The following is a 24440-nucleotide window of genomic DNA, read 5'->3' on the forward strand; positions in this document are numbered from 1 at the left end:
GTCTGTGCCGTATTAACTACACCAAATTTATTAAAAGCTGTGTAATCATAATATTAAAAGTTATAGCCAACGTCACACTTTGTTACAATGAGTCAGATATTCATCACCAAATATTTGTCTCATCCTTTGCTGTAAAAGTGCGTACTTTAAAGTAAGGTAAAGCCAATACTAAATCTTGGTCAGAAAATGCCATAATTGATGTTGCAAACTGCTTAAATTGCACTGTCTGTGCTGCTTACTACCGAACTCCCTTGCACATTGCGCTAATAAAAAATCTCTTCTTTTTACCTATGCTACCAGCACAGCCCAGTTACATTCGACTTTTAACTTTATTGGTCGCTTGTGAAGTGGCAGGATCGTCCGGCCAAAAATGCTTTGGATATCGACCTTTCATTTCCTTTTGCACGTCTTTGTAACTGTTTTTCCAAAAATGTGCCAAATCTTGCGTTAACTGTAATGGCCTTCGCGCCGGTGACAATAGCTCCATCAATAACGGCAACTGCCCTCGACATAATTTAGGTGTTTCAGTTAACCCATATACCTCTTGCATGCGAACCGACACTTTAGCTGGCCCTTCAAGTTGATATATGATTTTTACATTAGAGCCACTCGGAACCTGAATCCTGCTTGGTAGTATTTGTTCTAATAGCTGTTGTTGTTGCCAATCTAAGCAGCTAATTAAAGCTGATTTTAAGTCTAGTTTTTTCAACTGTGTCAGCTGTTTAACATCATGTAAAAAGGGAGCAAGCCATTTATTTATCTCTTTAAATAAGGCCAGCTCTTCTAAATTATTAAACTCAGACGGATAGAAACGTGACGCTAATGACAAGCGATTAAGGAAAGGTTTTACATCGTCATATTGTTGAAATAGCGCAAAACCATGTTTTTGAATTAGCGCTAACCAAGCTTGGGTTCTCGTTGCTATATCAATCTCTTTCGAGCTTGGTACCGCATCAATGATCAAATCACCAATCACTCGGCGATCTTCATGTAAAAAGCGTCCTTTTTTTTCATCAAACTCACAAATACTATAGTGAGAAAACAAATAAGGTAATACATCATTCAATTGCTTGATTGATAAATCAGTCGCACTAAATATACGCTGGCCTTTATGCCCACCAAGCGCTGCAATCGCAATATAATCGTCACTCAACCAATGACTTTCGTGATTATTTACGCCCGCACCATTGGCTAATACAAACCCTTGCCCTCGCCTTTTTGCTAACCTATCTGGAAATGCCAGCGCGACTATAATACTGAGATATTCTGTAGCGAGAGAGGTAGGCTTAGTTACTTTTAAACGCTTAAACCATTGATTTAATTGTTGAGTGAATACTGGGTGTGGTCGCTCAAACTGGCTTAATAGAGCAACCCTTAATTCTGGGCTACTGCTCACCCTGCTTTCTAATAATGCAACAAAATAGCAGGCTAACGCCATTATGCCACTATATTCAGCTTCCAAAGCTTGTACTTTGATCAGCATGTGCGCCAAACGAGGTTCAGTACCAAAACTATGCACCTTGCTCCCAAGCGGAGTTAGCTTGCCACTTTTATCTATCACCTCAAGCATTTCTAGTAACTTAGAGGCTTGCAATATTTGAATATCAGTTGGCTGATCTAATAATGGTAGGTCTGAGATATCACTTCCCCAAACTTTTGCTTCTAATAGCAAGCTCGCAATATCTGAACTGAGTATCTCTGGTACATCATGGCTATCCCGTCGTTCAAATTGTTCATGTGATCCAAGTCTATATACAACACCGGGCTCTACTCTCCCTGCCCGCCCAGCCCGCTGAATCGCAGATGACCTAGAAATTGACACTGTAGCAAGCTCTGTCACACCGGTTTTAAGGTTAAATTGTGCAGCCCGACGTTTTCCGCTATCTACAACAATCCTTATCCCTTCAATTGTTAAAGATGTCTCAGCCACATTCGTGGTTAATACCACCTTTCTAAGCCCTTCTTTTGCAGGTGAAATAGCTGCTTGTTGAGTGTTCTTATCTTGGTCACCAAATAGCGTTACTATTTCAGTATCGGACAATTTATAATCCAACAACATTTGCGCTACTCGCTGAATCTCGCGCTGACCAGGTAAGAAAACCAAGGCACTACCTTGTTGTTCTTTAAGTGCTTTAACCACTATACCAGCAATTGCATCTAACCATTTTGATTCATCCTGCAAAGGCTCGTACACCGTTTCAATAGGAAAACTACGCCCCTCACAACTGACAATCGGCCCCGCTAAAAACTGCTGGTATCGTTGGGTATCGAGTGTGGCTGACATCACCAATATTTTCAGGTCTTCTCTGAGTGCCATTTGTGTTTCGAGTGCTAAGGCCAGTGCAGTATCAGCTGCCAAAGAGCGTTCATGAAATTCATCAAAAATAATTAAATCAACATCTGTGAGCTCCGGATCGGTCTGTATTAACCTCGTCAAGATCCCCTCTGTGACTATTTCTAACCTCGTGTTGTTAGAAACTTTTACATCGTTCCTAATACGAAGCCCAATACTTTGACCAACGCGCTCCTGTTGCTGTTTAGCTAAAAATTGCGCAATATTTCTTGCGGCAAGGCGCCGAGGTTCAAGCATTATAATTCGCTTAAAATGCCCGTCTCTTACTAACTGCAAAGGCAGCCAGGTTGACTTGCCAGCACCGGGAGGCGCTTGTAGAAGCACTTTATTTTGAGATGTTAATTCAGCAATAAGCGAAGGATAAATTGATTCTATTGGTAACAAAGCAAACCCTAGCAGGATAATATTTACCTATATTAACATGTTAGAAGTCGGTATTTGCACCTTTTTAGCATCACAATGAATCATGGAGCAAATCAGCCTTAAGTTACATTGAAGTAAACAAAAGGTTGCAAGAAAGGTCAAAAAAGAGTATTTATTAATGGGTTAAGCGATTAGCTCAAGTAATGAAATAAATAATATATTACATCTGTATTATTTATTTAGCAGTATTATTCACCTAAATAAAGGCGAGCGCGGTAGGTTATGTTTCAATATTATTTAAAGTTGGCCTGGATCAGTATTAAAAAAACACCTGTATTAAGCCTACTCATGATATTGATAATCGCATTAGGTATTGCCGCTTCTATGGTCACTTACACCATAAGCTATATGATGAATCAACATCCAATGCCCACTAAGCAAGATACACTGCAGCTTATCCACCTAAGTAGCTGGTCTGCCGAGCGTCCTTATCGAGAGCTAGATGGTAAAGAAGATGCACCATCAATGATGACTTACCAGGATGCTGAAAACCTTTTTTCAGCGCATAAAGCCAGTTCATTGATAAAACATCAATCTGTCATTGGTACTTACCGAGATCAAATCAGAGCGGCACATCAGCCGATCACAGACGCCAGACTGCGATCTATGTTGACCATAAACCATGACTTTTTCCCAATGTTTGATGTTCCTTTCCTGTTTGGCTCTGCTTGGTCTAAACGTGCTGATGAAAAAGGAGAACTCGTTGCCGTGATCAGTAGTGAACTCAATCAACAGCTATTTAATGGTGAAAACTCCGTTGGTAAGCAGATCATAATGGGAAACTTTATATTGACGATTTCTGGCGTCACCGATAACTGGCTCCCTACTCCGAAGTTTTATTATGTAAGAACAGAAGGCTTTGTAAATCCAAGAGATATAATGATCCCATTCCAGAGTCAAATTCAAAATGGGTTATTTGCTAAATCCGATACTCGATACTATTGCGTCAACTATCCAACTGATGAATCCTTTTCTACCTTGTTAGCTTCAAGCTGCGTGTGGCTGCATTTTTGGGTTGAGCTAAATTCTGGTGCTGATTTACCGCAATATAATAATTTTCTAAACAACTATGACGCGCAGCAAAAACAAGCTGGTCGCTTTCAGAGAGCGCTTGCAAGTTACACGCTCAATATAAAAAACTATTTAACGAGAGAGAAAATGATCCCGGAGGACACAAAGTTAGCTGTGTGGCTGGCATTTTCGTTCTTAATAGTGTGTCTATTAAACTGTATGAGCCTGATGTTAAATAAGTTCTACAATAAGCGAGGTGAAGTCGGATTACGCCGAGCTGTAGGCGCTAGCCAACAAAATATTGCTTTCCAATTTGGCAGTGAAACATTATTAATTAGTGTCATTGGCGGGTGCTTTGGCTTGCTACTCACCAAACTAGGCTTGTTAGCTGCACAAAAAATCTTAACTTTTCTACCTAAACAAATTATGGAAATGAACCTAACACTTGCAATTATGACTTTAATCTTGTCGGTTGTATCGTGCTGTGTATTTAGCTTATGGCCTATTTATAAAGCCATTAAAGTACAGCCTTCTAGCCAGTTAAAAAGTTTGTGAGATTAAGTTTATGAAAACATTTGGTCTAATACTAAAATCACTGATTAAAAGAAGAACAACCTCTTTACTGCTTATAATACAAATAGCAATAACCCTTACAATCTTAATTAATGCGGCTTTTATACTAATACAAAAACAAGTAAAAATTGATAAACCAAGTGGTGTAGATATACAGAACATTTTTAGTTTCACTATGAACATTCAAGGACCAGATAATGAGGTGCTCAATCGAATAGAGCAAAATGTACAAGCAATTCGTGACTTAGACACTGTATATAATGCATCACAATCTAATGCCGTTCCTTATTCCGAAATTGGCGCCCATGTATCTTATGGTTTGGTAGAAGGGAGTGATAATAGTATGGGGAGCGCAGGATATTACCTCAGTAGTTATCATGGCTTAGATACACTCGGCATAGCACTTATTGCTGGAGAGTGGTTCCAGCCCAGTGATATTACCATTTATGATGACAACGACTCTGCTGGTGTTAAAGTGGTGATCTCTAAAGCTCTAGCGATTGCGCTATTTCCAGATAACTGGCGCCAAGCACTGGGTGAGACCCTCTATATCGATGGTTCCGCAGATACTATCGTAGGTATTGCAGATATAATCCCTGGTACATGGCCTTCATGGCGAAACTTTGATAAGCATATTATGGCTGCGAGCACATTAAAAAGTGCAGAACCACATATCATTGTCCGAGCACATGACGGCGCACGTGATGAAGCAATGGCAGAGGTAAAAAAATTGCTATTGCAAACACCAAACCGCTGGATAGATAAATTCAAAACACTACAAGAACAACGCACTCAGAGCCATATCAATGATATCGCAATAGTGCATATATTACTTTTTGTTGTGTTACTACTCATCGTCGTCACTGCATTGGGTATATTCGCACAAGTGCGTTTTAGTATTGTCACTCGACGTAAGCAAATAGGCACACAACGCGCATTAGGTGCCAGTAAATCTCAAATACTGCAACATTACATGATTGAAACATTCATTCTTGCGACATTAGGAGCACTACTCGGAGCTTTACTCACAATAGTGACAAACGTTTATCTAATTGAGCAATTTAAGTTAATCGTAGTACCAATGAGTTATATACTGCTTGGCGCATGTAGCATGATATTACTGAGTCAAATCGCAACATTACACCCAATTTTACAAGCAAGTCGCGTATCACCTGCGATTGTCACCCGAGGCGGTTAATCGTTAAAACATAAATCAGTCTTCACGTTAGACTACATTACTCGTTCAAGCGGGTATTTCAGCACCGACATAACTGCTACTAACAACAATGTTCCCCTGACGTACTTGTTCTTTATAATGTTTTAATGTGTACTCCACATCAAATGCACTAGGTTGGCGCACTGATTCGAGCCCAATCCAGGTATTGCGATGTACTTCTTTTGCTAAATATAAACCACTATCGGCAAGTTCTAATACTTGCTCCCAGGAGACTTGCTCTTGTAGACCTGGTGTCAAAGGGTAAGGTGCAAAGCCTATCGAGCAGGTGCACTGTACTGTTTGGCCATTGGCCATAAATGGAAAACGTTCAACTTGCTGACGGATCCGCTCCACAGCCTCCTGCGCATCACGTCTCGACATATCAGGCATTACCAACAAAAACTCTTCACCGCCCCACCTCACTAATAAATCACTATTTCGTGTGCACTGCTTGAGAATGTCAGCAAAGCTCTGTAACACGAGATCTCCTGCAGCATGGCCATAGGTGTCGTTAATTTTTTTGAAGTGGTCAATATCAACAATGCAAAAGATCATGTCGTGCTTTTCTGGCAGGGCATTGATTTGACTATCTATGGTGCTAAAAAAGTAATGGCGATTACTCAACCCCGTTAAACTGTCAGTAAAGCTCAGCGTTTGCAGTCGCTTATTTCTTTCTTTTAGCTCAGCGGTGCGTTCAGCCACTTGCATCTCTAACTTTGACGTATACCGGCGGTTTTGCCAACGCCAATAAATAAACAGTACCGTAGCTAAACATAACAAACCGATCAGCAGCCAACGTTGCTGCGTGAGTTTCGTATTTTCTAACGTTTGCTCATGTTGCACTATCTGCTGAGCTTGAATGGCGTTGTCTTTTTCTAACAAGCTCACCTGCTGCTGCTGGTGCGCTAGCGCATATTGGGCCTCCAGTTGCAAAACTTTGTTATTGCGTTTTTGCTGGTCAAGCGCTCTTTCTGTTAACGAGTACCGTTTCAAATATAAATGCGCTTGCTGATAATCACTAAGCTGGGCATAAGCGCTGGCCAATAGCCGTTGTAAAGATGCTTGCTCTTCTAAATAACGTGTATGAAAAGTTTGCTCAAGCCCCTTCATTGCTAATTCAATCGCCTCAGAAAACTCACCGGCTTGTAAGGCACTTTCCGCCAAAGTAAGTTGATAATCGAGCTTACTCTTATCATCTGCAGATGACATATACGTTATTGAAAATTCGTTAAGTAAGGTGCGACTGACCAAATAATTACCAAGCCGTAAAGCAACTTGCGCCTCAATTAACAACAGTCGAGCAGATAAAGGGCTATTATTTTTTGCAAGCTTTTGACCCTGCTCTAGTTCATATAAAGCCTGTCTGAAGCTGCCTTTCTCAAGATAGATCTTGGCCCGCCAAAGCTTCACATGTACCAAAAGCTCATCGCCTTCATTAAGCGCCTGTGCGATTTGCGTAGCTTGGTTTACGTATCTTTGTGCATGGTCATATCGTTCTAAATCAAGTTCTAAGTCAATAATTGCCAATAATGTTTCCACCATAATACTGGGCTTACCAACTTGCTCAGCAAGTTCTAACGCTTGATAATGCATCGACAAGCTATGTTTATAGTCTCCAAAATGCTGTCTAATACTGGCTTCGATTAAGATTGTTTGAATTTCAATGGTGCGTTGTGCATAGTGCTTAGCTTGATTGCGGATCACCCTAAGTTGAGGTAACACACTGAGTTCATGCTCGCTTTCCATACGGTACTTGAGTTGCTCAAATGCCGTATTAATTGTTTGCTTTTGCACTAGGGAATCTTCATCGCCATAGAGCTCATACGAAAATAAAATCAGACAATAATACCACCCACTTTTTAACCAGCTCATGGTAGAGCTCGCATCAGCATTGATTCATTAACCATGTGCCAATCTTTAACTCGCCCACTAATGAACCCCGATTCAATCAGCGCTTTTTTCAGTATCCCTCGTTGTTTTAAAATAGCCAAACCTGTATTCAGTGCATTAAACACTTGCTCACCATCGGGGTGGCGTTTGCTAACAACAAAATGTCGTGAATCGGGTAACAATAATTTTAATTCATTGATGGGCACATACTCTCGCCCCTCAAAGTTCAATACTAAAGATTCACTCACACTAAAGTTAATCAGCATTGCATCAACCACATTGGTTTCAACCATCTCTAGCATAGTTTCCCAAGGGCCAATAAAGCTCACCACATTAATATCGGTATTATTCAGTGCTCGCCAGTCTACTTTCCACCGAGGGTTTGCAACAACCGTCAATTGATTCAGGCGTTCAGCGGGCATATCATGTAAAGCGACATTACGCTTGGTAACATAAAACCCCGCTTCATATTCTCCATACTCAACCAAAGCCTCCGTAATATAGAGCGATCCTTTATAATCAAGTAGGTCTTCATGCCATGTTGAGCGTGCCAATACCAAGCTGTCTCCAGCAATTAGATCTGAGAATTCTACGATATTGACTGAAGGTTTGGGATTAAATATAACGGGCCGATGTTCACCGCCTAAAAAGAGTGCTTGCTGCAAAAGCACCATTTCAATGATCTCGATATGAGACCCTTTGGTTGAAGGATGAAAGTCATCAATGTCTAAAACTGACCGTCCCGCTAAAAACTCTTTGTATCGTTGGCTAAAGTTTTCACTGCTAATAATATCAATCACGAGCGGTGGCTTGGCATAAGCAAAGCTAGATACAAATAAAAAAAACCAACACCATTTCATTCACAATTCCAACAATCAAAGAGAATAAAAAATTTAATTCGGTTTAATTATACAAGAATAAAAATTAATTGGTTAACTTAGGCAGGAATATTATTGTGATTGACACAAGATAGAGAACTTTAGAGGGGAAAATTGGTAAGTTAATAATTTTTACTCAAAAGGGCGATTAAGAATTACAGGTTTCTTAAACGCCCTTAGCCAAACATTAACTACGCAGGTTCATAGCCTAAATTTGGTGATAACCAGCGCTCAGCTTCTTCAAGTGTCATGTTGGTACGTGTTGCATAGTCTTCAACTTGGTCTTTTTGAATACTCGCAACGGCATAATATTTACAGTCAGGGTGAGAAAAGTACCAACCCGACACCGCAGCGCCTGGCCACATCGCATAAGAAGAGGTTAACTGCATACCAATACGCTGCTCAGTATCAAGTAACTGCCAAATCTTTTTCTTCTCAGTGTGCTCAGGGCAAGCTGGGTAGCCTGGTGCTGGACGTATGCCTTGGTAATTTTCACGAATAAGTTCTTCATTACTCAAGCTCTCGTCAGGCACATAACCCCAAAACTCTTTTCGTACTTGCTCGTGTAAATACTCTGCAAATGCTTCCGCCAAACGATCCGCTACGGCCTTAACCATTATTTTATTGTAGTCGTCTTGCTTGGCATCAAATGCATCAGCCAAGTCGTCTTCTTCAAGACCCCCCGTCACCGCAAAGCCACCGTAATAATCTGCAATACCCTTCGGCGCAATGTAATCTGCCAAGCAGTAATTAGGAAAGTCCGTTTTTTCTGTTTGCTGACGTAAATGACATGATGTCGTTAATACCTCTGAGCGTGTTTCATCAGTATAAATCTCAATGTCATCACCTACTCGGTTTGCCGGAAACAAGCCTATGACCCCAAGCGGCTTGAGTGCACCACTTTTTTCATACTCATCAAGCATCTCATTGGCATCTTTGAACAGGCTTTTTGCTTCCTCACCGACGATTTCATCGTCTAAAATACGCGGGTATTTACCTGCTAATGACCACGTCATAAAATACGGAGTCCAATCAATATATTTACGTAATGTCTTAATGCTCACATCGCGAAACTCGGTTACCCCTAACTTTTTCGGTACCGGTGGCGTATAGTTTTTCCAATCAATTTGAATGGCATTATCGCGTGCGCGTTGCAGTGTTACCGGTTTTGAACGTGGCTTTTTACGTGCCTGCTGCTCTCGTACTTTGACATACTCAGCCGCTGTTTTAGATAAAAACTCGCTCTTTTGCGTTTTACTTAATAAATTCGATACTACACCTACTGCACGACTGGCATTATTCACATACACCACGCCTTTATCGTACTGAGGTTCAATTTTAACCGCAGTATGCGCTTTTGATGTGGTTGCGCCACCAATGAGTAATGGCAGTTCAAAGTTTCGACGCTTCATTTCTTTGGCAACATGCACCATTTCATCAAGCGATGGCGTAATTAACCCAGAAAGCCCGATCACATCGGCGTTTTCATCTATGGCCGTTTGCAAAATCTTCTCTGCAGGCACCATCACGCCTAAGTCGACCACTTCGTAGTTATTACACTGTAACACCACGCCAACAATGTTCTTACCAATATCATGTACATCCCCTTTTACGGTCGCCATGATGATTTTACCGTTGGTTGCGCCTTCTTCTTTCTCTGCATCAATGAAAGGGTCTAGGTAGGCAACAGCACGTTTCATTACCCGTGCAGATTTAACCACCTGAGGTAAAAACATTTTACCTGCACCAAACAGATCCCCAACCACATTCATGCCATCCATTAATGGCCCTTCAATGACTTGTATGGGCTTATCCATACTGGCACGACACTCTTCAGTGTCTTCATCAATATAATTGGTAATACCTTTAACCAAAGCATGTTCAAGGCGCTTTTCAACTGGCCAAGTACGCCATTCTAGATCTTCCACCTTTTCAGCTTGTGCCATACCTGAATATTTCGGCGCAAGCTCCACCAGCCGCTCACCAGCGCCAGGGTCAGTATTGAGTACCACATCTTCAACGGCTTTTCGCAGTTCTTGTGGAATATCATCATAAACCGCAAGTTGCCCTGCGTTTACAATCCCCATATCCATACCGGCTTTGATCGCATGGTATAAAAACACCGAGTGAATTGCTTCACGAACCGGGTTATTCCCACGAAACGAAAACGAGACGTTCGATACCCCACCCGACACTTTACAATGCGGTAACCCTTGTTTTATCCGGCGTGTGCCTTCAATAAATTCAACCGCATAATTGTCATGCTCTTCAATACCGGTTGCCACAGCAAAAATATTCGGGTCAAAAATAATGTCTTCAGGCGGAAAACCTAACTGGTCAACCAAAATACGGTATGAGCGCTGACAAATTTCAAACTTACGATCTTCTGTTTCCGCTTGGCCTGTTTCATCAAACGCCATTACAACGGCTGCAGCACCAAAACGTTTAATTATTTTTGCTTGACGAATAAAAGGCTCTTCCCCTTCTTTTAAAGAGATAGAGTTAACAATGGCCTTACCTTGAATACACTTTAAACCCGCTTCAATGACTTCCCACTTAGAGGAGTCGACCATAATTGGCACACGAGAAATATCAGGCTCTGAGGCGATCAAGTTTAAAAACTTCACCATCGCCGCTTTTGAGTCCAACATGGCTTCATCCATGTTGATATCAATCACTTGGGCGCCACTTTCTACTTGTTCACGTGCGACGCTTAGTGCGGTTTCATAATCTTCTTCTAATATTAGGCGTTTAAAACGCGCAGATCCTGTGACATTTGTACGCTCACCAACGTTGGTAAATACTGCTGTTGCTTGACTCATTGACGACTTCCTAATTCAAATTACAGGCTTCAAGACCAGCCAAACGCATACGGACGTCTAGTTCAGGTAATGCACGAGGTTTTACACCTGTAAGGCCATCAGCAAAGGCTTTAATATGCGCAGGCGTTGTACCACAACAGCCTCCAACAATATTAATGTAGCCCTCTTTACCCCAATCTATAATTTCTTTCGCCATTTCATCCGCTTCTAGGTCATATTCACCAAATTCATTGGGTAAACCGGCGTTAGGGTGAACCGACGTAAATGTTTCACATACGCGCGATAACTCCACCACATACTGACGTAACAGATCAGGTCCTAATGCACAGTTTAGCCCTATTGAAATAGGCTTTATATGACGAATAGAGTTATAAAAAGCTTCGGTTGTTTGGCCTGATAACGTGCGCCCAGATGCATCGGTAATGGTACCTGAAATCATCACCGGCAAGGTAACACCTGCTTGCTCAAACGCTTCTTCAACAGCAAACGAGGCTGCTTTGGCATTTAAGGTATCAAAAATGGTTTCGATTAAAATGAGATCCGCGCCTCCCTCCATTAAAGCAAGCGTTGACTCAACATACGCCTCGACTAATTTATCAAAGGTGATATTGCGATAACCTGGGTCATTTACATCAGGAGAAATCGAACAGGTTTTAGATGTTGGCCCTAACACACCCGCTACATAGCGAGGTTTATCTGGGTTTTGTGCGGTAAATTCGTCACACACCGCTCTTGCCAATTTCGCCGATTCAATATTGATTTCACGGCTAAGGCTAGCCATTTCGTAATCGTCCATTGAGATGGTTGTGGCATTAAAGGTATTTGTTTCAATAATGTCTGCACCAGATGCTAAAAACTGACTGTGAATATCTCTGATCACCTCTGGTTTAGTCAAACTCAATAAATCGTTATTGCCTTTGATCAACACATGCCAATCTTTAAAGCGCTCACCACGATAGTCTTCTTCTTCAAATTTATATTGCTGGATCATGGTGCCCATTGCACCATCTAGGATCAGAATACGGTTTTTCATCGCTTCGGTTAAAGCTGCGCTTTTATTCGACGGTAAATTATTCGGCATAGCTGTTAGTCCTTACATCTTGGCTAACGAGGTTAATATCATATGGCGTGGTTTGGTAAACATAGTAGTTTAGCCAGTTCGAGAATAACAAAAAGGCATGGCTTTGCCACGTTTTAGATGGGCGCTTGTCAGCATTATCATCAGGAAAGTACCCCTCAGGCATAGCCGCATCAGCGCTTTTGCTCAGATCTCTGGTATATTCTTTTTGCAATGTGTCTGCGTCATATTCAGGATGACCCGTTAAATACACTTGGCTCCCTGATTGGTTCTTTATTAAATATGCCCCAACCCTTTCAGAGCCTGCAAGGGTAATTAAGTCATCGGTTTCATCAATTTTATCTGCGTCAATATGACCATAACGAGAATGCGGCACCACAAACTCGTCGTCAAAGCCTCGCGTCAACGCACCATGTTCAAAATAACAACGGTGTTTAAACACACCGCAAAGCTTATTCTCTTTAAGCGCTCGTTTTAATCCATGGTGATGAAATAACCCTGCATGGGCCGCCCAGCAAGAAAACAACGTTGAAGTCGCATGGTTCTCAGCCCAATCAAAAAAGGTTTGTAGCTCACTCCAGTACGTTACATCTTCATATTCTAAATGTGCCAACGGTGCGCCCGTCACAATAAGCGCATCATAGTTGTTGTCTTTTACATCCGAAAAATAACGATAAAACATATCTAAATGATGCTCTGAATTTTCAGAACTACGGTGAGTATCTAACCGCAACAGATCAACGTTCACCTGCAAAGGAGAATTAGCCAGTAAACGAATAAACTGAACTTCCGTTTCTACTTTATTAGGCATCAAGTTTAAAATGGCCAAACGCATCGGGCGGATCTCTTGCGATTTTGCGCGACTTTTTGGCATTACAAACACATTTTCTTGACGTAACTGCAAAATAGCGGGTAATTCGTCTTTGACTGTGATCGGCACACGGTTCTCCTGAGTTTAAAATACTCTGTTATTATGAACGCAACGACAGAAATTTCAACCTCTAGATGTACAGACGTCTAAACAATGGTGGGGGTTTATGGTTATCCATATTAAAAGAAGAATAACAAATATAAATTAAAGGGAAGGTATGCTGAATATTGGGCTAGGTGAAGTGGCAGCCATCAGTGCTGCATTGGTGTGGGCGTGCTCTACGGTTATTTATAAGCGTTTTAGTCATACACTGTCACCCTTTGAGCTAAACGTGAGTAAAGGCGTTATGGCATCTGCCATGATGTGTGTTGCTTTATTTCTACTCCAAGACAGCGCACTGCCCAGTCACGCTAATGCATGGCTATGGTTAATCGCAAGTGGCATTGTTGGCATCGCCATTGGAGACAGCGCCTATTTTGCTGCATTAAGAAACATAGGCCCCGCCAGAACCTTAGTCATTGAATCGCTGGCCCCGGCCATCGCGGGGATACTCAATATTATCATTTTGGGCACATACTTAAATACCGTCGCTTGGTTTGGCATCGCCATCACTACTCTAGGAGTTATTTTAGCTATCAAGCCACACTGTGCTTTACCCAAGCTTGACAAACAACAATACAAATTCGGCGTCGCATTTGCCTTAATTGCAGCCAGTTGCCAAGCCGCGGGGATGGTAATGTCAAAAGCAGGTATGGGAGATGAAGCAACCAGTAGCCTATGGGCCGCAATGATCCGCTTACTGTCTGGCACGTTCGCAGTGGCTATATTAGTTGCTTTTTTAAAGCAGCACAGCCTAAGCAAAGCTATCAAGCTTAAAGGGATCAGCAATAAAAAATGGTTATTTATCGCGGTATTCTTTGGCACCTTTATTGGCCTTTGGCTGCAGCTAGGCGCAGTAAAATATACCGATCCTGCTATTGCACAAACTATTTTAGCAACCGCGCCATTAATGGTAATGACACTCGCGCTCATTAAAAAAGAGGCGATCACGCGCAACATGATATTAGGGGGGGTGTTGGCCTTATTTGGGGTGGGTGTGTTACTAAGTGCATAATTCAGCGCATCATAAAAATCGCTAAAATAACTCGAATTAGAAATGACAATAAATTGTGTAGATGAAGAGATAAAAAGAGGAAGGAGGCCAGAGCCCGTTTTTGCAAACGAGGATAGCCTATATGGAGAAAGGAGTGTCTAGGTAGGATGTATAGAAGAAGGGTATGCGCGCGACAAACATTTGCTGTAGCGCGCTAAAATTCAATATATTCAGAATGTAAAAAGTAGAGCGTAAAAGGCTTAAAGTGATATTAAGCCTTTAAAAAATCATGAAAAATATAGCTTTGCGCGGATATGAAGCTAAACGTAGATTGTTATATTTTTTTATCGGATAAGAAAATAATTGAAATAGCTCACGAGGCCAATTGCTCACATAATAGGAAAGATGTGAAACCTTCGCTATTAATACAATGATCAACCTCACTTACAAACCACTTACCATCAACCTTCGTTTGCGTGTTGACTATTTTAACCACGGTCCCTGCAGAAATACTTGGGTCGCCAATGATTTTAGCCCGAATTGATTTAGCAGCACGATTTAATCTGCGCTGCTTTGCTTTCGCCGCTTGGGTTGCATATGCTTCATTTGCATAAACATACGCAAGTACCGTAGAGGGCTTGCCGCCACCGATTTTTACCTGCTTACGTTTTGCCTCATTCATATCATAAAAATAGGCCTTAACTTCACCAACTTCACGATATGCATTTTGCAAAAACTGCCAAGACAGTAATTGCCGAACATCAAGTTTAATTTCTGGCAATGCCTTTCCTGAAAGAGATTTACCCGTCCCACGAGCCATAAAAATCAACTTATCATAAGTGACTTTAAAAATAGCATCGTACTGTTCGGCCAGTTTACTCAGCAATTGCATGTCACTTTCATTTTGTTCAATATGTGGTAACTCTACACTGGTAAATTCAGGGCCTACCTTTGGATCTAAACCATGATTTGAGGCTATTTCAGACACTAAATCCCCTAATTTTTGGGGCGTTTTTGGATCTTTGGGCCAAGACTTTTGCTGAGGTGCTTTTAATGCAGTATGCCAAAGCACTTTATTTCCAAATAGCTCCAACGAACGCACTGGGCCAGTAACACTGTATTCACCAACTTCGAATAGGCCAAGTGGGGATAACTTACCATTTTTATCTGAGCTTTCTGATTTATAACCTAACGCGACCTCAATTGTATCGGTCGCTTTAGGTTCCTGTATAGGTGCACTATCAAGGTTATCAAAACGCACATAACACGTATCACTTTGTAACCCAGTCTTCAGGCTTACTTTGATTTCAACTAACCGCTCTTTTAAAATATCTGCGATTTCTTTACCGTTTGTTTTAATCGAATACTGAGGTTGTATATCCATAATCTAATTCAATCCCAGATGTTAATAACATTGCTAGAAACTGGCTTTTCAATTACCTCGGGTAAAAAAATAGCAACACCTTGAGCGTAAATAGCTCCCTTTTCGGCAAGGCCATGATTTGATTCTAAAACAAGCTCAACCATACCTATACTGCGGCCATAATGACGCCAACATATGTTGTCTAAACAATCGCCATAACGAGTAATATAAGTAACCCCTTTCATTTACTCACCTCACTTTTCTTGTCGCCAATTTCGGCGGCTCAACACCATTGAAAACTTAATTTCTCGTGGAATTCCATCATTCAAGAACAGCATTCGCTCTTCATCAATAGACTCTATTACCCAGTTACCTAGCACTCGTCCAACACTCAAATTAGATTTACCACTTTCTTGAACATAAGTGAGCTTAAGAGGTTTACCTTTGCTTGCCTCTTTACGCATATTACTTACCTGCCTAAGGCCATCTTCGACAATTTGAGGATAAATTGTGCCATCTAGGGTCAGTGTCTGCTCTCCAGACCCTTTAAATTGTTTTATAGGGTTTTCATCGCCGCTAGTTTGGCTATCTTGTTCAATCCACCGGTACTTCGAACTAAACTTCAACGTTTCAAATGCGGCACCGCCAACTGAGAACTTATACGTCCCCAGCTGCATCATGTGCGATTTCTTGCTTGCTTTAGGCATTAAGCTACCTCATCTATGTATCTAGTTCGTAAATCTCTCATGGCACTTTGCTCTTTTTGCTCAAGGACATCTTTAATTTGCTTTGCGATATCAACGGCTGACATATTAGGAGCCGCATTTACAGTAATGTTTGCATTAACGGTGACACTATTATTCTCCAAAGATCCTGTACCTTTTTGCCTATTATTAGTCAGAGCACTTGCTTCACTGGTAACTAAATCAGCAGCTTTAACATTAAGGGGCCCCATTTCCGCACTTTTTTGTACGTTGTCGCCAAGGAAGAACGTATCAGTTAGCCAACCGGTGGCTAAATTACTATATTTTGTGGTAAATTCGCCTACCCCCTCACCTAATGCAGGATATTTTTCAGCAAGGAAACCCGACGCTTGACCACCATACTTAGTCGCCATTTTCCCGGCTCCGAGACCAATCAAAGGAGCGATAGGTTTAAGCAGCGGTGCAAAGCGTGATATGACACTCGTTACCCCAGCCCCAACACCTGCCCCAATAACAGTCCCACCTATTTTTTCAGCTTTTTCAGGAGTCGTTAGGGAGTCATCTGTTGCTGCTTTATACACAGTATGGGCATTAAGAGCATGCCCAACAAAACCCCCAGCAGTTGCCATTGTTTTGAAAGGCCCATTTACAATACCAGCTGATTCTTCAAGAATTTTTGCACTACCTGTATATGCATTAAACTCATTAATAACATGGTCTTTTACAAAATTAAGCCCCATATCGGCATAACTTGTATTTTGAGATTTTTCAGCACTCTCTGGTTTACGCTCACTTCCTTGGTCATCATGCTTTAAATCACTAGATGAAAAGCGAACATCTGCCATCGGTGGGAAGACTGATGTTGAATGTTTGGCGTATTCACCTGCCAGGTTTAAACCGTCGACGGCTCCCGAATAACGTAAGTGTGTGGTATGTGAGTCGGAAAAGCCGTCTATCGCTGGCTTATCGCTCTTACTGAATGCAGGCACTTCTTTTTTATCAGTAAATAAGCTTGAGATACCTCCGACCAACCCGCCAAACACCGGTCCAAAACCTGGTAGAACTGACCCAACACTAGCACCCGACAACACATCAGATAGCAATGAACTCTGTTCTTTGCTATCTGCTTTGCCGTTTTCTAGTGAAGTTGAGGGTTTAACTGTGGCTGCTTGAACCTGTTCTGGCTGAGGTTGTTTGAACTCAAGTACATTGCTAGTGACATTTTCAGCTGTCTTATTACTACTTTCGTCTTCGTCTAACGTACCGCCAAACCAGCCACCTAACATACCGCCTAATGATTCACCACCAAAGGCACCTAACGCACCGCCAACAATGCCACCAATCGCAGTACCAAACACGGGGATCACTGAACCAATTGCGGCACCCGCTGCGGCACCAGCTAAAGCACCACCGGCACTGCCTGCAGCCTGTCCAACTTGCTCTGATTTTTCCTGTTTTGTTAGGCTATCATCAGATAAGGTTGACGCCACATCCATAACACCCATCGCTGCCGTCACCGGTGCAGCCAAACGGCCAAATAGTTTACCTAGCGGGCTTCTGGTGATCCCCTTAATGAGCCCTTTTCCTTTAAACAACCCTTTTTTCGGTTTACTGAAAATCGGGTCATTGGCCGCCATCGGTTTACCCAATTTTGTATTCGACGCCTTAGTATTCGCTGCTTTTGCTTGGGTCTGTGATGGTGGTTTCTTCGCCTGCTGATTTTTATCAGCGTCTGACAAACCACCATCAATAACAGAAAATTTTGGCTTATTTGCCGGCTTTGTTTTTACCTTGGCTGGCCCCTTTGTTTTAGAAGGCTTGTCTTTTGCCCATGGCTTTTTATTGCTTTTGGGTGACTTTTTCTCATCAGAGAGATCATCTTCTCGTTGAGCGTCTCGCCCTTTGCCTTTACTACCACGACCTTTTTTATTGCGTCGGTTGCCTTTTTTACCACCTTTATTTTTGCGTTTTTTAGGCTTTTTCTTTTTTTCCTTCTCTTCTTCGTCAGGGGCTTCAAAGTCAGTCTCAGCTTCCCCGCCCGAGAACATATCGGCAATCCCCCCTAAACCAAACCCGTCAAGTAAGTCAGGTAATGCACCCGTTATTGATGATAAGTCGCCTTTTAAAATCCCTTTAAAATCTAACTTCGCCAACGTCGCTGCGTGATCTTGCATAAACGAAGCGGCACCTTCAAAACCAAAGGCATTGAGTAAATCAGGTCCAGCACTGAGTAACGAGTCTAAGTCTCCACCCATTATGCCTTTTACATCAAGCTGTTTTAACGCAGGTAAGGCCGACTCCATCATGCCCGCAGCGCCCTCTAACCCTAACGAGTTTAATAAGCCTGGGCCTGCGTCTAATAATGTTGAAATATCGCCACTGGCGATCCCTTTCATATCAAGTTGTTTCAGTGCTGGCAGTGCTTGGCCAAATTTGTCTGCTGCATCACCTAAACCGAACGCGCGTAATGCATCGGGTCCGGCGTCCATCAATGAGCTTAAATCGCCTTGCATTAAGCCATTCATGTCCAGTTTTGACATAGCGGGCATGGCATGTTCAAGCACATCTGCCGCTCCACCAAAATCAAAATTGCGTAGTAATTCTGGCCCAGCTTTTTCAAGCGACGATAAGTCACCGCTCATAATACCCTGTGGATCTAGCTGCTTAAGCGCGGGTAATGCCGTTTGCATTGCATCTGCGGCACCACCAAAATTAGCCGAGCGCAAAATATCAGGAGCCGTATCGAGTAAACTGCTTAAATCACCTTGTGCAACACCAGCTAAATCTAACTGCTCTAGCGCAGGTATTCTTTGTGTAATTGACTGGTGTATACCATCTAAATCAAGGGTTTTTATCAATTCAGGAGCGGCATCTTTTAAAGAACTTAAATCTCCATTCATAAGCCCTTTCATGTCTAACTGCTGCAATGCAGGCATAACTGTTTGCATTGCATCAGCTGCACCGCCAAAGTCGGCCGTTCGCAAAATATCGGGGGCCGTCTTTAATAAACTGCTTAAATCCCCTTCTACAACGCCCGCCAAGTCAAGCTGAGAGAGCGCCGGAATATTTTGCGCAATCGACTGATTAAGCGCGTCAATATCCACTGCTTTTATGAGCTCTGGGGCTGCGTCTTTTAACGAGCTTAAATCGCCTTGCATAATGGCACCGGCATCAATGCTGTGCAATGCAGGTAACATGTTCTCGATTGTTTGTGTCGCTTGCGGCATGTTTAACGCATCAAGTGCAGCGGGAGCTGCATCTGCCAAAGAGCTTAAATCGCCCTGCAATACTGCGCCAGCATCTAACTTATCGAGCACTGGCAGTGCCTTACCCACCATATTGGCCGCTTGGCCGAATCCCATATTCTCTAGCACTTGTGGTGCTGTGGCAGTTAAGCTCGACAGGTCGCCATCCATCATACTTGGGATATCGAGCTGGTTAAAAGTCGCCAACCCCGTTTTAAGTGACTCCGCCGCTTCAGGCATATTCAACGCATCTAGAACTTGCGGTGCAGTCGACGCTAATAAGTCGAGTTGCTGAGATAATGCTTGCTCACCCCCACTGGCTGAAAATGCGGCACTATGCTGGGCAATCACATCAGTTAAACCCGCAATATCTACCGAGTTAGAAAGCTCTGGCAGTGCTTGCTGTAACCCAGATAAATCTTGTTTTACCACATGTTGAAAGTCGCTAAAGTCTAACCCTTTAACATGGTGACTCAACCCGGCTATCGCCTGTGATAAATCAGCTCCTTGGCTCATCTGTGCTGACAAATCAGTTACCGCCGCTGATGTTGCCACTTGTGCTTTTGCTTGTGCTGCGTTTTTCTGACTTTCTAATGCCTGTATTGCATCATTATTTCCACTATTCGGTGTCGCTGCTTTACTTAAACTAAGCAGTTGCTGCTTAAGTACATTGCCATTATCGGCCATGACCTGATTAAGGTTAAACTTGGCCAATTGCGTTAAAATAGGCGCAATTGAGTTAGGTTTAAGTATGGCACCTGAGGCTTTCATGCTTTGTACAGCTTGCCCGAGCTCTTTTGCCGAATCGGCTTGATTTTGCTGAACCTTAGGTAGTTTATTTTTAACTTTATTGGCTGTATTCGCCTTTTTTTTACTGACTGCGGGAGATTTTTTTTTCGCACCGCGTTTTTGATCGGATGATCCGTGACGTTTCATAGCTATACCTGGGAGATGCAAAGAAGTGAGCTGAATACTTGCCTGCCAGTAAACCTGCCTGCTTCAATAGCAAGACGCGTACATAACTGAAATAACAAGCGTGAAATAATGGGCCGAGGGCCGGTAGAATTGAAAAAGATATGCGAAATAACAATGCGTTAAGTATTTAACTCGTTAAGCTGTTAAGATGAGCGATTGCGATTTTGCTTAGCCTTTTATTAGAAAAGGTATTGAATTTAGCAGTAAAAAGGCAGGTCAATGACCTGCCTCCGTTTCATTTTTATAGTCAACGGCCGCTTCAAACCAGTCACAAAGTTCTGGTTCAGTTAAGCCGTTTAATTCTTGTAAGCCCCACCCGGTATATTTTGCGAGGGCTATAACCATGGCTTTTAAGCGCTTGGGCGGGATACGAGAAAAGCCTGTAGCTTTTCTCTTAGTTTGACAAAGTCACTCCAGTCTAATTCTTCAATTACATCTGGAGACACTTCACACAAGTGTGAGAAGTAACGAATTTCGCTTTCTGATTCACTCAAATCCGTTTTGTCTACCATTAATCTATCACGTACCTTTGGTCGTCTCATTTTAAGCTCTGCATACTCATGCGCGTCGACCGTGACTGGGAAAGTCAGTTTAATGATATCTGTCATAACTTATTAAGCTCCAATTGCTGCGCGTAGTGCGGCCATATGATCTTTGCCGTTTATGATTCTAGCGTCATTGTATAAATCAATGTCATAAATCACATCAGCGCCAATTTCTAATTTGTATTTTTGAACCGTATACTGCATGGTTAGATTAGCTTCTTCGCCATCTTTCCAATTACCCATATCTACTTCTTTGAAGAAGCCTGTAAGAGTAACTTTAACAGGTACAGGTGCTTCACCTTGTGCTTGAATAGCGCCTCGAGCTACGATAGGCGTTGGGTCTCCGCCCCACTCACCTAATAGTTTCATCACTGAAGCGTTATACTCTAGTAATGTAAAAGAACCCTCAAGTTTTTCTAATTGGCCCACATCGAGTTCAATTGGCGCTTGAAAGCCTGATGTCACTTCACGTGTTTTAACGACTACTTTTGGTAATGTAATTTCATCTGCGACACCAAGGTAGCCTTTACCATCAACAAATAATTTGAATTTTTTTAGAATTTTAGGAGATGTTGACATTATACGATTTCCTCTAGGTAGTTGTTAGTAAGGATGCTTTTGAATGTAATGTGTTCAGCTGGTGTTGGTGGCGTGAAATCAAAGCTGAAATACACTTTACCGGCTTGAATATTGATTGGTGTGTTTAGCTCTTCATCAGCCCAAATTTCACCACCCAAGATTGCACCTTGTGCTTTAAGGCTATCAAGGTAACCTTGTACACTTTGTACAACATCATCGATGTATGTTTTAGTGATGTTACGGTCAACTGCCCACATGTGAGCACGTAGTAGTGAATCGTTGATCATGTCAGCTGTACGAACAACTGATAAGAACGCCCATTTAGGGTCGTCAGAACACGTACGGTTACCCCATAACTTAAAGCCGTTTTGACGAATGATTGTTGCTACTTCGTTTTCGTTCAGTAAGTTAGCACGAGCATTTGCATCACCTAGTTGGAAATCGATTGGGCGAGCTGTTGCCACAATACCATTCATATTGGTGTTACTTGGGCTCCACCAGAAACCACGGTCGTTATCTGATTTTGCAATCATACCTGCAACACGCGCACTGGCTGGCTCTACAACTGATTTACCATCACGGAACACTTTAACTGCTGGGTCAACCACAAATACTCGGCGTGAACCAAAGTCTTTACGGTATGCTTTTGCTGCGTCGTCATCAGAATTTGGCCCATCAGCAATGATAACGGCACGTAAACGCTCAGCAATACTAACTAAACCGGTAACAACTGGGTTTTTCTCACCATTTTTACGCTGATGCGTATAACCTGGTGCAACCAAAATGCGCGGTGCAACACCCACAACTGATTCAGCACCAAGGAATGCCTGCATACCTTCGAATGAACCGTCAGACGCAACGCCACCAATGATGTTTTGAGTAACAGCCGTTTCCTCACCATCAGCAACACGCACAACAATAATTACTGCGCCCGCTTGGTCGAAAATACCGTCAACACCCGGTACTAGCGTACCTTTAAGGTCATACTCGACATCATCAACTGCTTTTTCAACTTTATCTGTTAATGCTTTCAGTTCATTAGCCGTCGGCTCAACATCGCCATTAGCAGCTTTAAAATCAGTCACTGCCTTAGCAAGTGCCGCAGCGCGTAAAGTCTGTAAACGCGCTTTAAAATCCGCATTTTCAGGGTTAACTAACTTTGCTGCTTCAGCGCGCTTACCAGCAATCAATACTGGCGTATTTAAAGGAAACGCGTCTTCATCTGCAAAAGGCGCTGTACCTATCAAGCCAATTACTGAGCTTTTTACTGTTTTAATTGGACGAGTGCCTGATTGCGCCTCGATTACCTCTACACCATGTAGAAATTTTGACATATGAATCTCCTTTAAGGGTATGTCAGTTAGAAACAAAAAAGCCACGCTGAGCGTGGCTTTTTAAAGTTAAAAGTTAGGATTTACTTACCAAAATAGGGTCATAAGATCCTGATTTAAATTTGAATACCTTCGATGAGCACTGGCTCACCATTAATTAAATATAAGCCGCTAATATCAATTGAAAGCTTGCCGCTTCCTTCTGGATGAACGGCGACTTCTTCGAGCTCGAAGCGAGGCTCCCACTGCTCTAACGCATTAGAGATAGCAAGCGTAATATCACCTACTAAACTGTTCGAAAATGGGCTATCTAATAAATCAAATAAGCCACAGCCATAATCTCTGCGCATAACACGACTACCAAGAGGGGTCGTTACTATATCTGTAATACTTTGTTTTAAATGTTCAACCCCAGATAGGGGCTGACCTGTTTTGGCATTCATGCCTATCATATTCATCACCTATCATTTAGCTGCTAAATGCTTAGCCACCGACAGAAAAGCTGCCCTCTCCTTGAGCCAACATACCTAGGCATGATGTTAAGTCCCCGACTCTTGCGACTGCTTTACCTGCAATGGTAAAACTACCCGCGCCCATCGCTATTTTCATCCCTGCATGCTTTACTTTGGGATCCATAATCAATGAATGACTACTAATAGGATCTCCTTTTCTTAATGCAGGCTTACCTGCAACAGTGAAACTGCTCTGTGTCGCACTGGCCTTTCCAGGTAAAAAACCAACATGTACATTGGTCATTGCACCGTCTAGTGAAATTGCAGGCATAACTACTCCTGAGCACTAATTTTAGAGCCATTTAATTTTAAAACTGCCGCCGCCTTTACAGCTATCCCTCCTGATTTCGATTCTATTTTCACCTCGGATCCAGAAAGTGACAGCTTATCTTTAGCAGCAACATCTATTTGTTTATCAGCCGTAATTTTTGCATTACCTTTAACTGCAATCGTCGCATCTTTGTCAACATTAACCGTTGCACTGGTTTTTGTGTGAATAGTGATATCTTGCTCAGTAGTAATATTCAATGTTCCGGCTGAAACAACATCTACGGTTGCGCCTTCACCTTTTATATCAATAAAATAACGATGCTTTTCTCGATCGTATTCGACCATGGAACCATCTTTATATTTAGTACGCTGCACGTGTTGACGACTCTCTTTTGCAACGTCATTGGCCACTTTTTCAAGGTTCTGTCCTTTTTGATATAAACTCCCTAACACCACCCCTTGAGCTAAGTCACCGCATGGGGCCAATACCACCACTTGCTCGCCCACTTCAGGGGCTTGCCAAGTTAAGTCGTTAAACGCTTGCGCTGTAAGCCAAGGCAACCAAGAGGTTAACCAATCACCAATGGTGACTCTAACTAGCGCTTTTTCGTAATCCACCTCATTCACAGTACCTAACGAAATTAACTTAGCGAGCCGATGCTGCATGTCGGCTTGGGCTAAATTGGTTTGTAATGGGTTGGCTATCAT

19 protein-coding genes are annotated in these 24440 nt (G+C 42.3%); 3 read left to right on the forward strand and 16 right to left on the reverse strand.

What is annotated here, in order from left to right:
• Positions 1–310: 310 nt before the first annotated feature.
• A complete protein-coding gene (gene hrpB / locus PCIT_RS13455; protein ID WP_010364481.1) occupies positions 311–2737 on the reverse strand; it encodes an ATP-dependent helicase HrpB in 2427 nt (808 codons plus the stop codon).
• A 327-nt stretch (positions 2738–3064) separates the two neighbouring features.
• On the opposite strand from hrpB, the gene PCIT_RS13460 reads away from it, so the two are divergent.
• Together PCIT_RS13460 and PCIT_RS13465 are read left to right on the forward strand one after the other, a co-directional pair.
• Entirely contained in the window at positions 3065–4342 is a 1278-nt protein-coding gene (locus PCIT_RS13460; protein ID WP_162144410.1) for an ABC transporter permease, read from the forward strand.
• Positions 4343–4352: 10 nt separating this feature from the next.
• The gene (locus PCIT_RS13465) at positions 4353–5558 is read left to right on the forward strand and encodes an ABC transporter permease (RefSeq protein WP_010364479.1); all 1206 of its coding nucleotides are present in this window, start codon (positions 4353–4355) and stop codon (positions 5556–5558) included.
• Positions 5559–5603: 45 nt separating this feature from the next.
• Here PCIT_RS13465 and PCIT_RS13470 read toward each other — a convergent pair whose 3' ends face one another.
• The 5 genes from PCIT_RS13470 to PCIT_RS13490 form a co-directional block, all read right to left on the reverse strand.
• Positions 5604–7370, reverse strand: a complete 1767-nt coding sequence (locus tag PCIT_RS13470) for a sensor domain-containing diguanylate cyclase (RefSeq protein ID WP_162144411.1) — start codon at positions 7368–7370, stop codon at positions 5604–5606.
• A gap of 74 nt (positions 7371–7444) precedes the next feature.
• Positions 7445–8326 carry a hypothetical protein gene (locus PCIT_RS13475; RefSeq protein WP_010364477.1) on the reverse strand — a complete coding sequence of 294 codons (882 nt, stop codon included), beginning with the start codon at positions 8324–8326 and terminating at the stop codon, positions 7445–7447.
• Positions 8327–8535: 209 nt separating this feature from the next.
• Positions 8536–11166, reverse strand: a complete 2631-nt coding sequence (metH, locus tag PCIT_RS13480) for a methionine synthase (protein ID WP_010364476.1) — start codon at positions 11164–11166, stop codon at positions 8536–8538.
• Between the two features lie 10 nt (positions 11167–11176).
• Positions 11177–12247: a homocysteine S-methyltransferase family protein gene (locus PCIT_RS13485; RefSeq protein ID WP_010364475.1), complete on the reverse strand. Its 1071-nt coding sequence runs from the start codon at positions 12245–12247 to the stop codon at positions 11177–11179.
• Complete coding sequence (locus tag PCIT_RS13490; protein ID WP_010364473.1) at positions 12237–13184, reverse strand: homoserine O-succinyltransferase; 948 nt, start codon at positions 13182–13184, stop codon at positions 12237–12239. The genes PCIT_RS13485 and PCIT_RS13490 overlap by 11 nt, the downstream gene beginning before the upstream one ends.
• Before the next feature lie 148 nt (positions 13185–13332).
• On the opposite strand from PCIT_RS13490, the gene PCIT_RS13495 reads away from it, so the two are divergent.
• Positions 13333–14229, forward strand: coding sequence for a DMT family transporter (locus tag PCIT_RS13495; RefSeq protein WP_010364470.1), 897 nt, complete (start codon positions 13333–13335; stop codon positions 14227–14229).
• Positions 14230–14581: 352 nt separating this feature from the next.
• Here the strand turns inward: PCIT_RS13495 and PCIT_RS13500 are convergent, their stop codons facing one another.
• The 10 genes from PCIT_RS13500 to PCIT_RS13550 all read right to left on the reverse strand — a co-directional run bounded on the left by PCIT_RS13500 (position 14582) and on the right by PCIT_RS13550 (position 24440).
• The gene (locus tag PCIT_RS13500) at positions 14582–15592 is read right to left on the reverse strand and encodes a phage late control D family protein (protein ID WP_010364469.1); all 1011 of its coding nucleotides are present in this window, start codon (positions 15590–15592) and stop codon (positions 14582–14584) included.
• Positions 15593–15600: 8 nt separating this feature from the next.
• Complete coding sequence (locus PCIT_RS13505; RefSeq protein WP_010364467.1) at positions 15601–15816, reverse strand: tail protein X; 216 nt, start codon at positions 15814–15816, stop codon at positions 15601–15603.
• A gap of 9 nt (positions 15817–15825) precedes the next feature.
• Positions 15826–16278, reverse strand: coding sequence for a phage tail protein (locus PCIT_RS13510; protein ID WP_010364465.1), 453 nt, complete (start codon positions 16276–16278; stop codon positions 15826–15828).
• On the reverse strand, positions 16278–20456 hold the full coding sequence (locus PCIT_RS13515; protein ID WP_010364463.1) for a hypothetical protein: 4179 nt from the start codon (positions 20454–20456) through the stop codon (positions 16278–16280). The genes PCIT_RS13510 and PCIT_RS13515 overlap by 1 nt, the downstream gene beginning before the upstream one ends.
• Before the next feature lie 389 nt (positions 20457–20845).
• Positions 20846–21103, reverse strand: coding sequence for a phage tail assembly protein (locus PCIT_RS13520; RefSeq protein ID WP_010364460.1), 258 nt, complete (start codon positions 21101–21103; stop codon positions 20846–20848).
• 6 nt (positions 21104–21109) lie between these two features.
• Positions 21110–21619, reverse strand: a complete 510-nt coding sequence (locus tag PCIT_RS13525) for a phage major tail tube protein (protein WP_010364458.1) — start codon at positions 21617–21619, stop codon at positions 21110–21112.
• A complete protein-coding gene (locus PCIT_RS13530) occupies positions 21619–22953 on the reverse strand; it encodes a phage tail sheath subtilisin-like domain-containing protein (protein ID WP_010364457.1) in 1335 nt (444 codons plus the stop codon). The genes PCIT_RS13525 and PCIT_RS13530 overlap by 1 nt, the downstream gene beginning before the upstream one ends.
• A 113-nt stretch (positions 22954–23066) precedes the next feature.
• Complete coding sequence (locus PCIT_RS13540; protein ID WP_010364455.1) at positions 23067–23402, reverse strand: GPW/gp25 family protein; 336 nt, start codon at positions 23400–23402, stop codon at positions 23067–23069.
• A gap of 31 nt (positions 23403–23433) precedes the next feature.
• Entirely contained in the window at positions 23434–23733 is a 300-nt protein-coding gene (locus PCIT_RS13545) for a PAAR domain-containing protein (RefSeq protein WP_010364453.1), read from the reverse strand.
• Between the two features lie 2 nt (positions 23734–23735).
• Positions 23736–24440, reverse strand: a complete 705-nt coding sequence (locus PCIT_RS13550; RefSeq protein ID WP_010364451.1) for a phage baseplate assembly protein V — start codon at positions 24438–24440, stop codon at positions 23736–23738.

This window comes from Pseudoalteromonas citrea, from assembly GCF_000238375.3.
In the GTDB taxonomy this organism is placed as follows: Bacteria; Pseudomonadota; Gammaproteobacteria; order Enterobacterales; family Alteromonadaceae; genus Pseudoalteromonas; species Pseudoalteromonas citrea.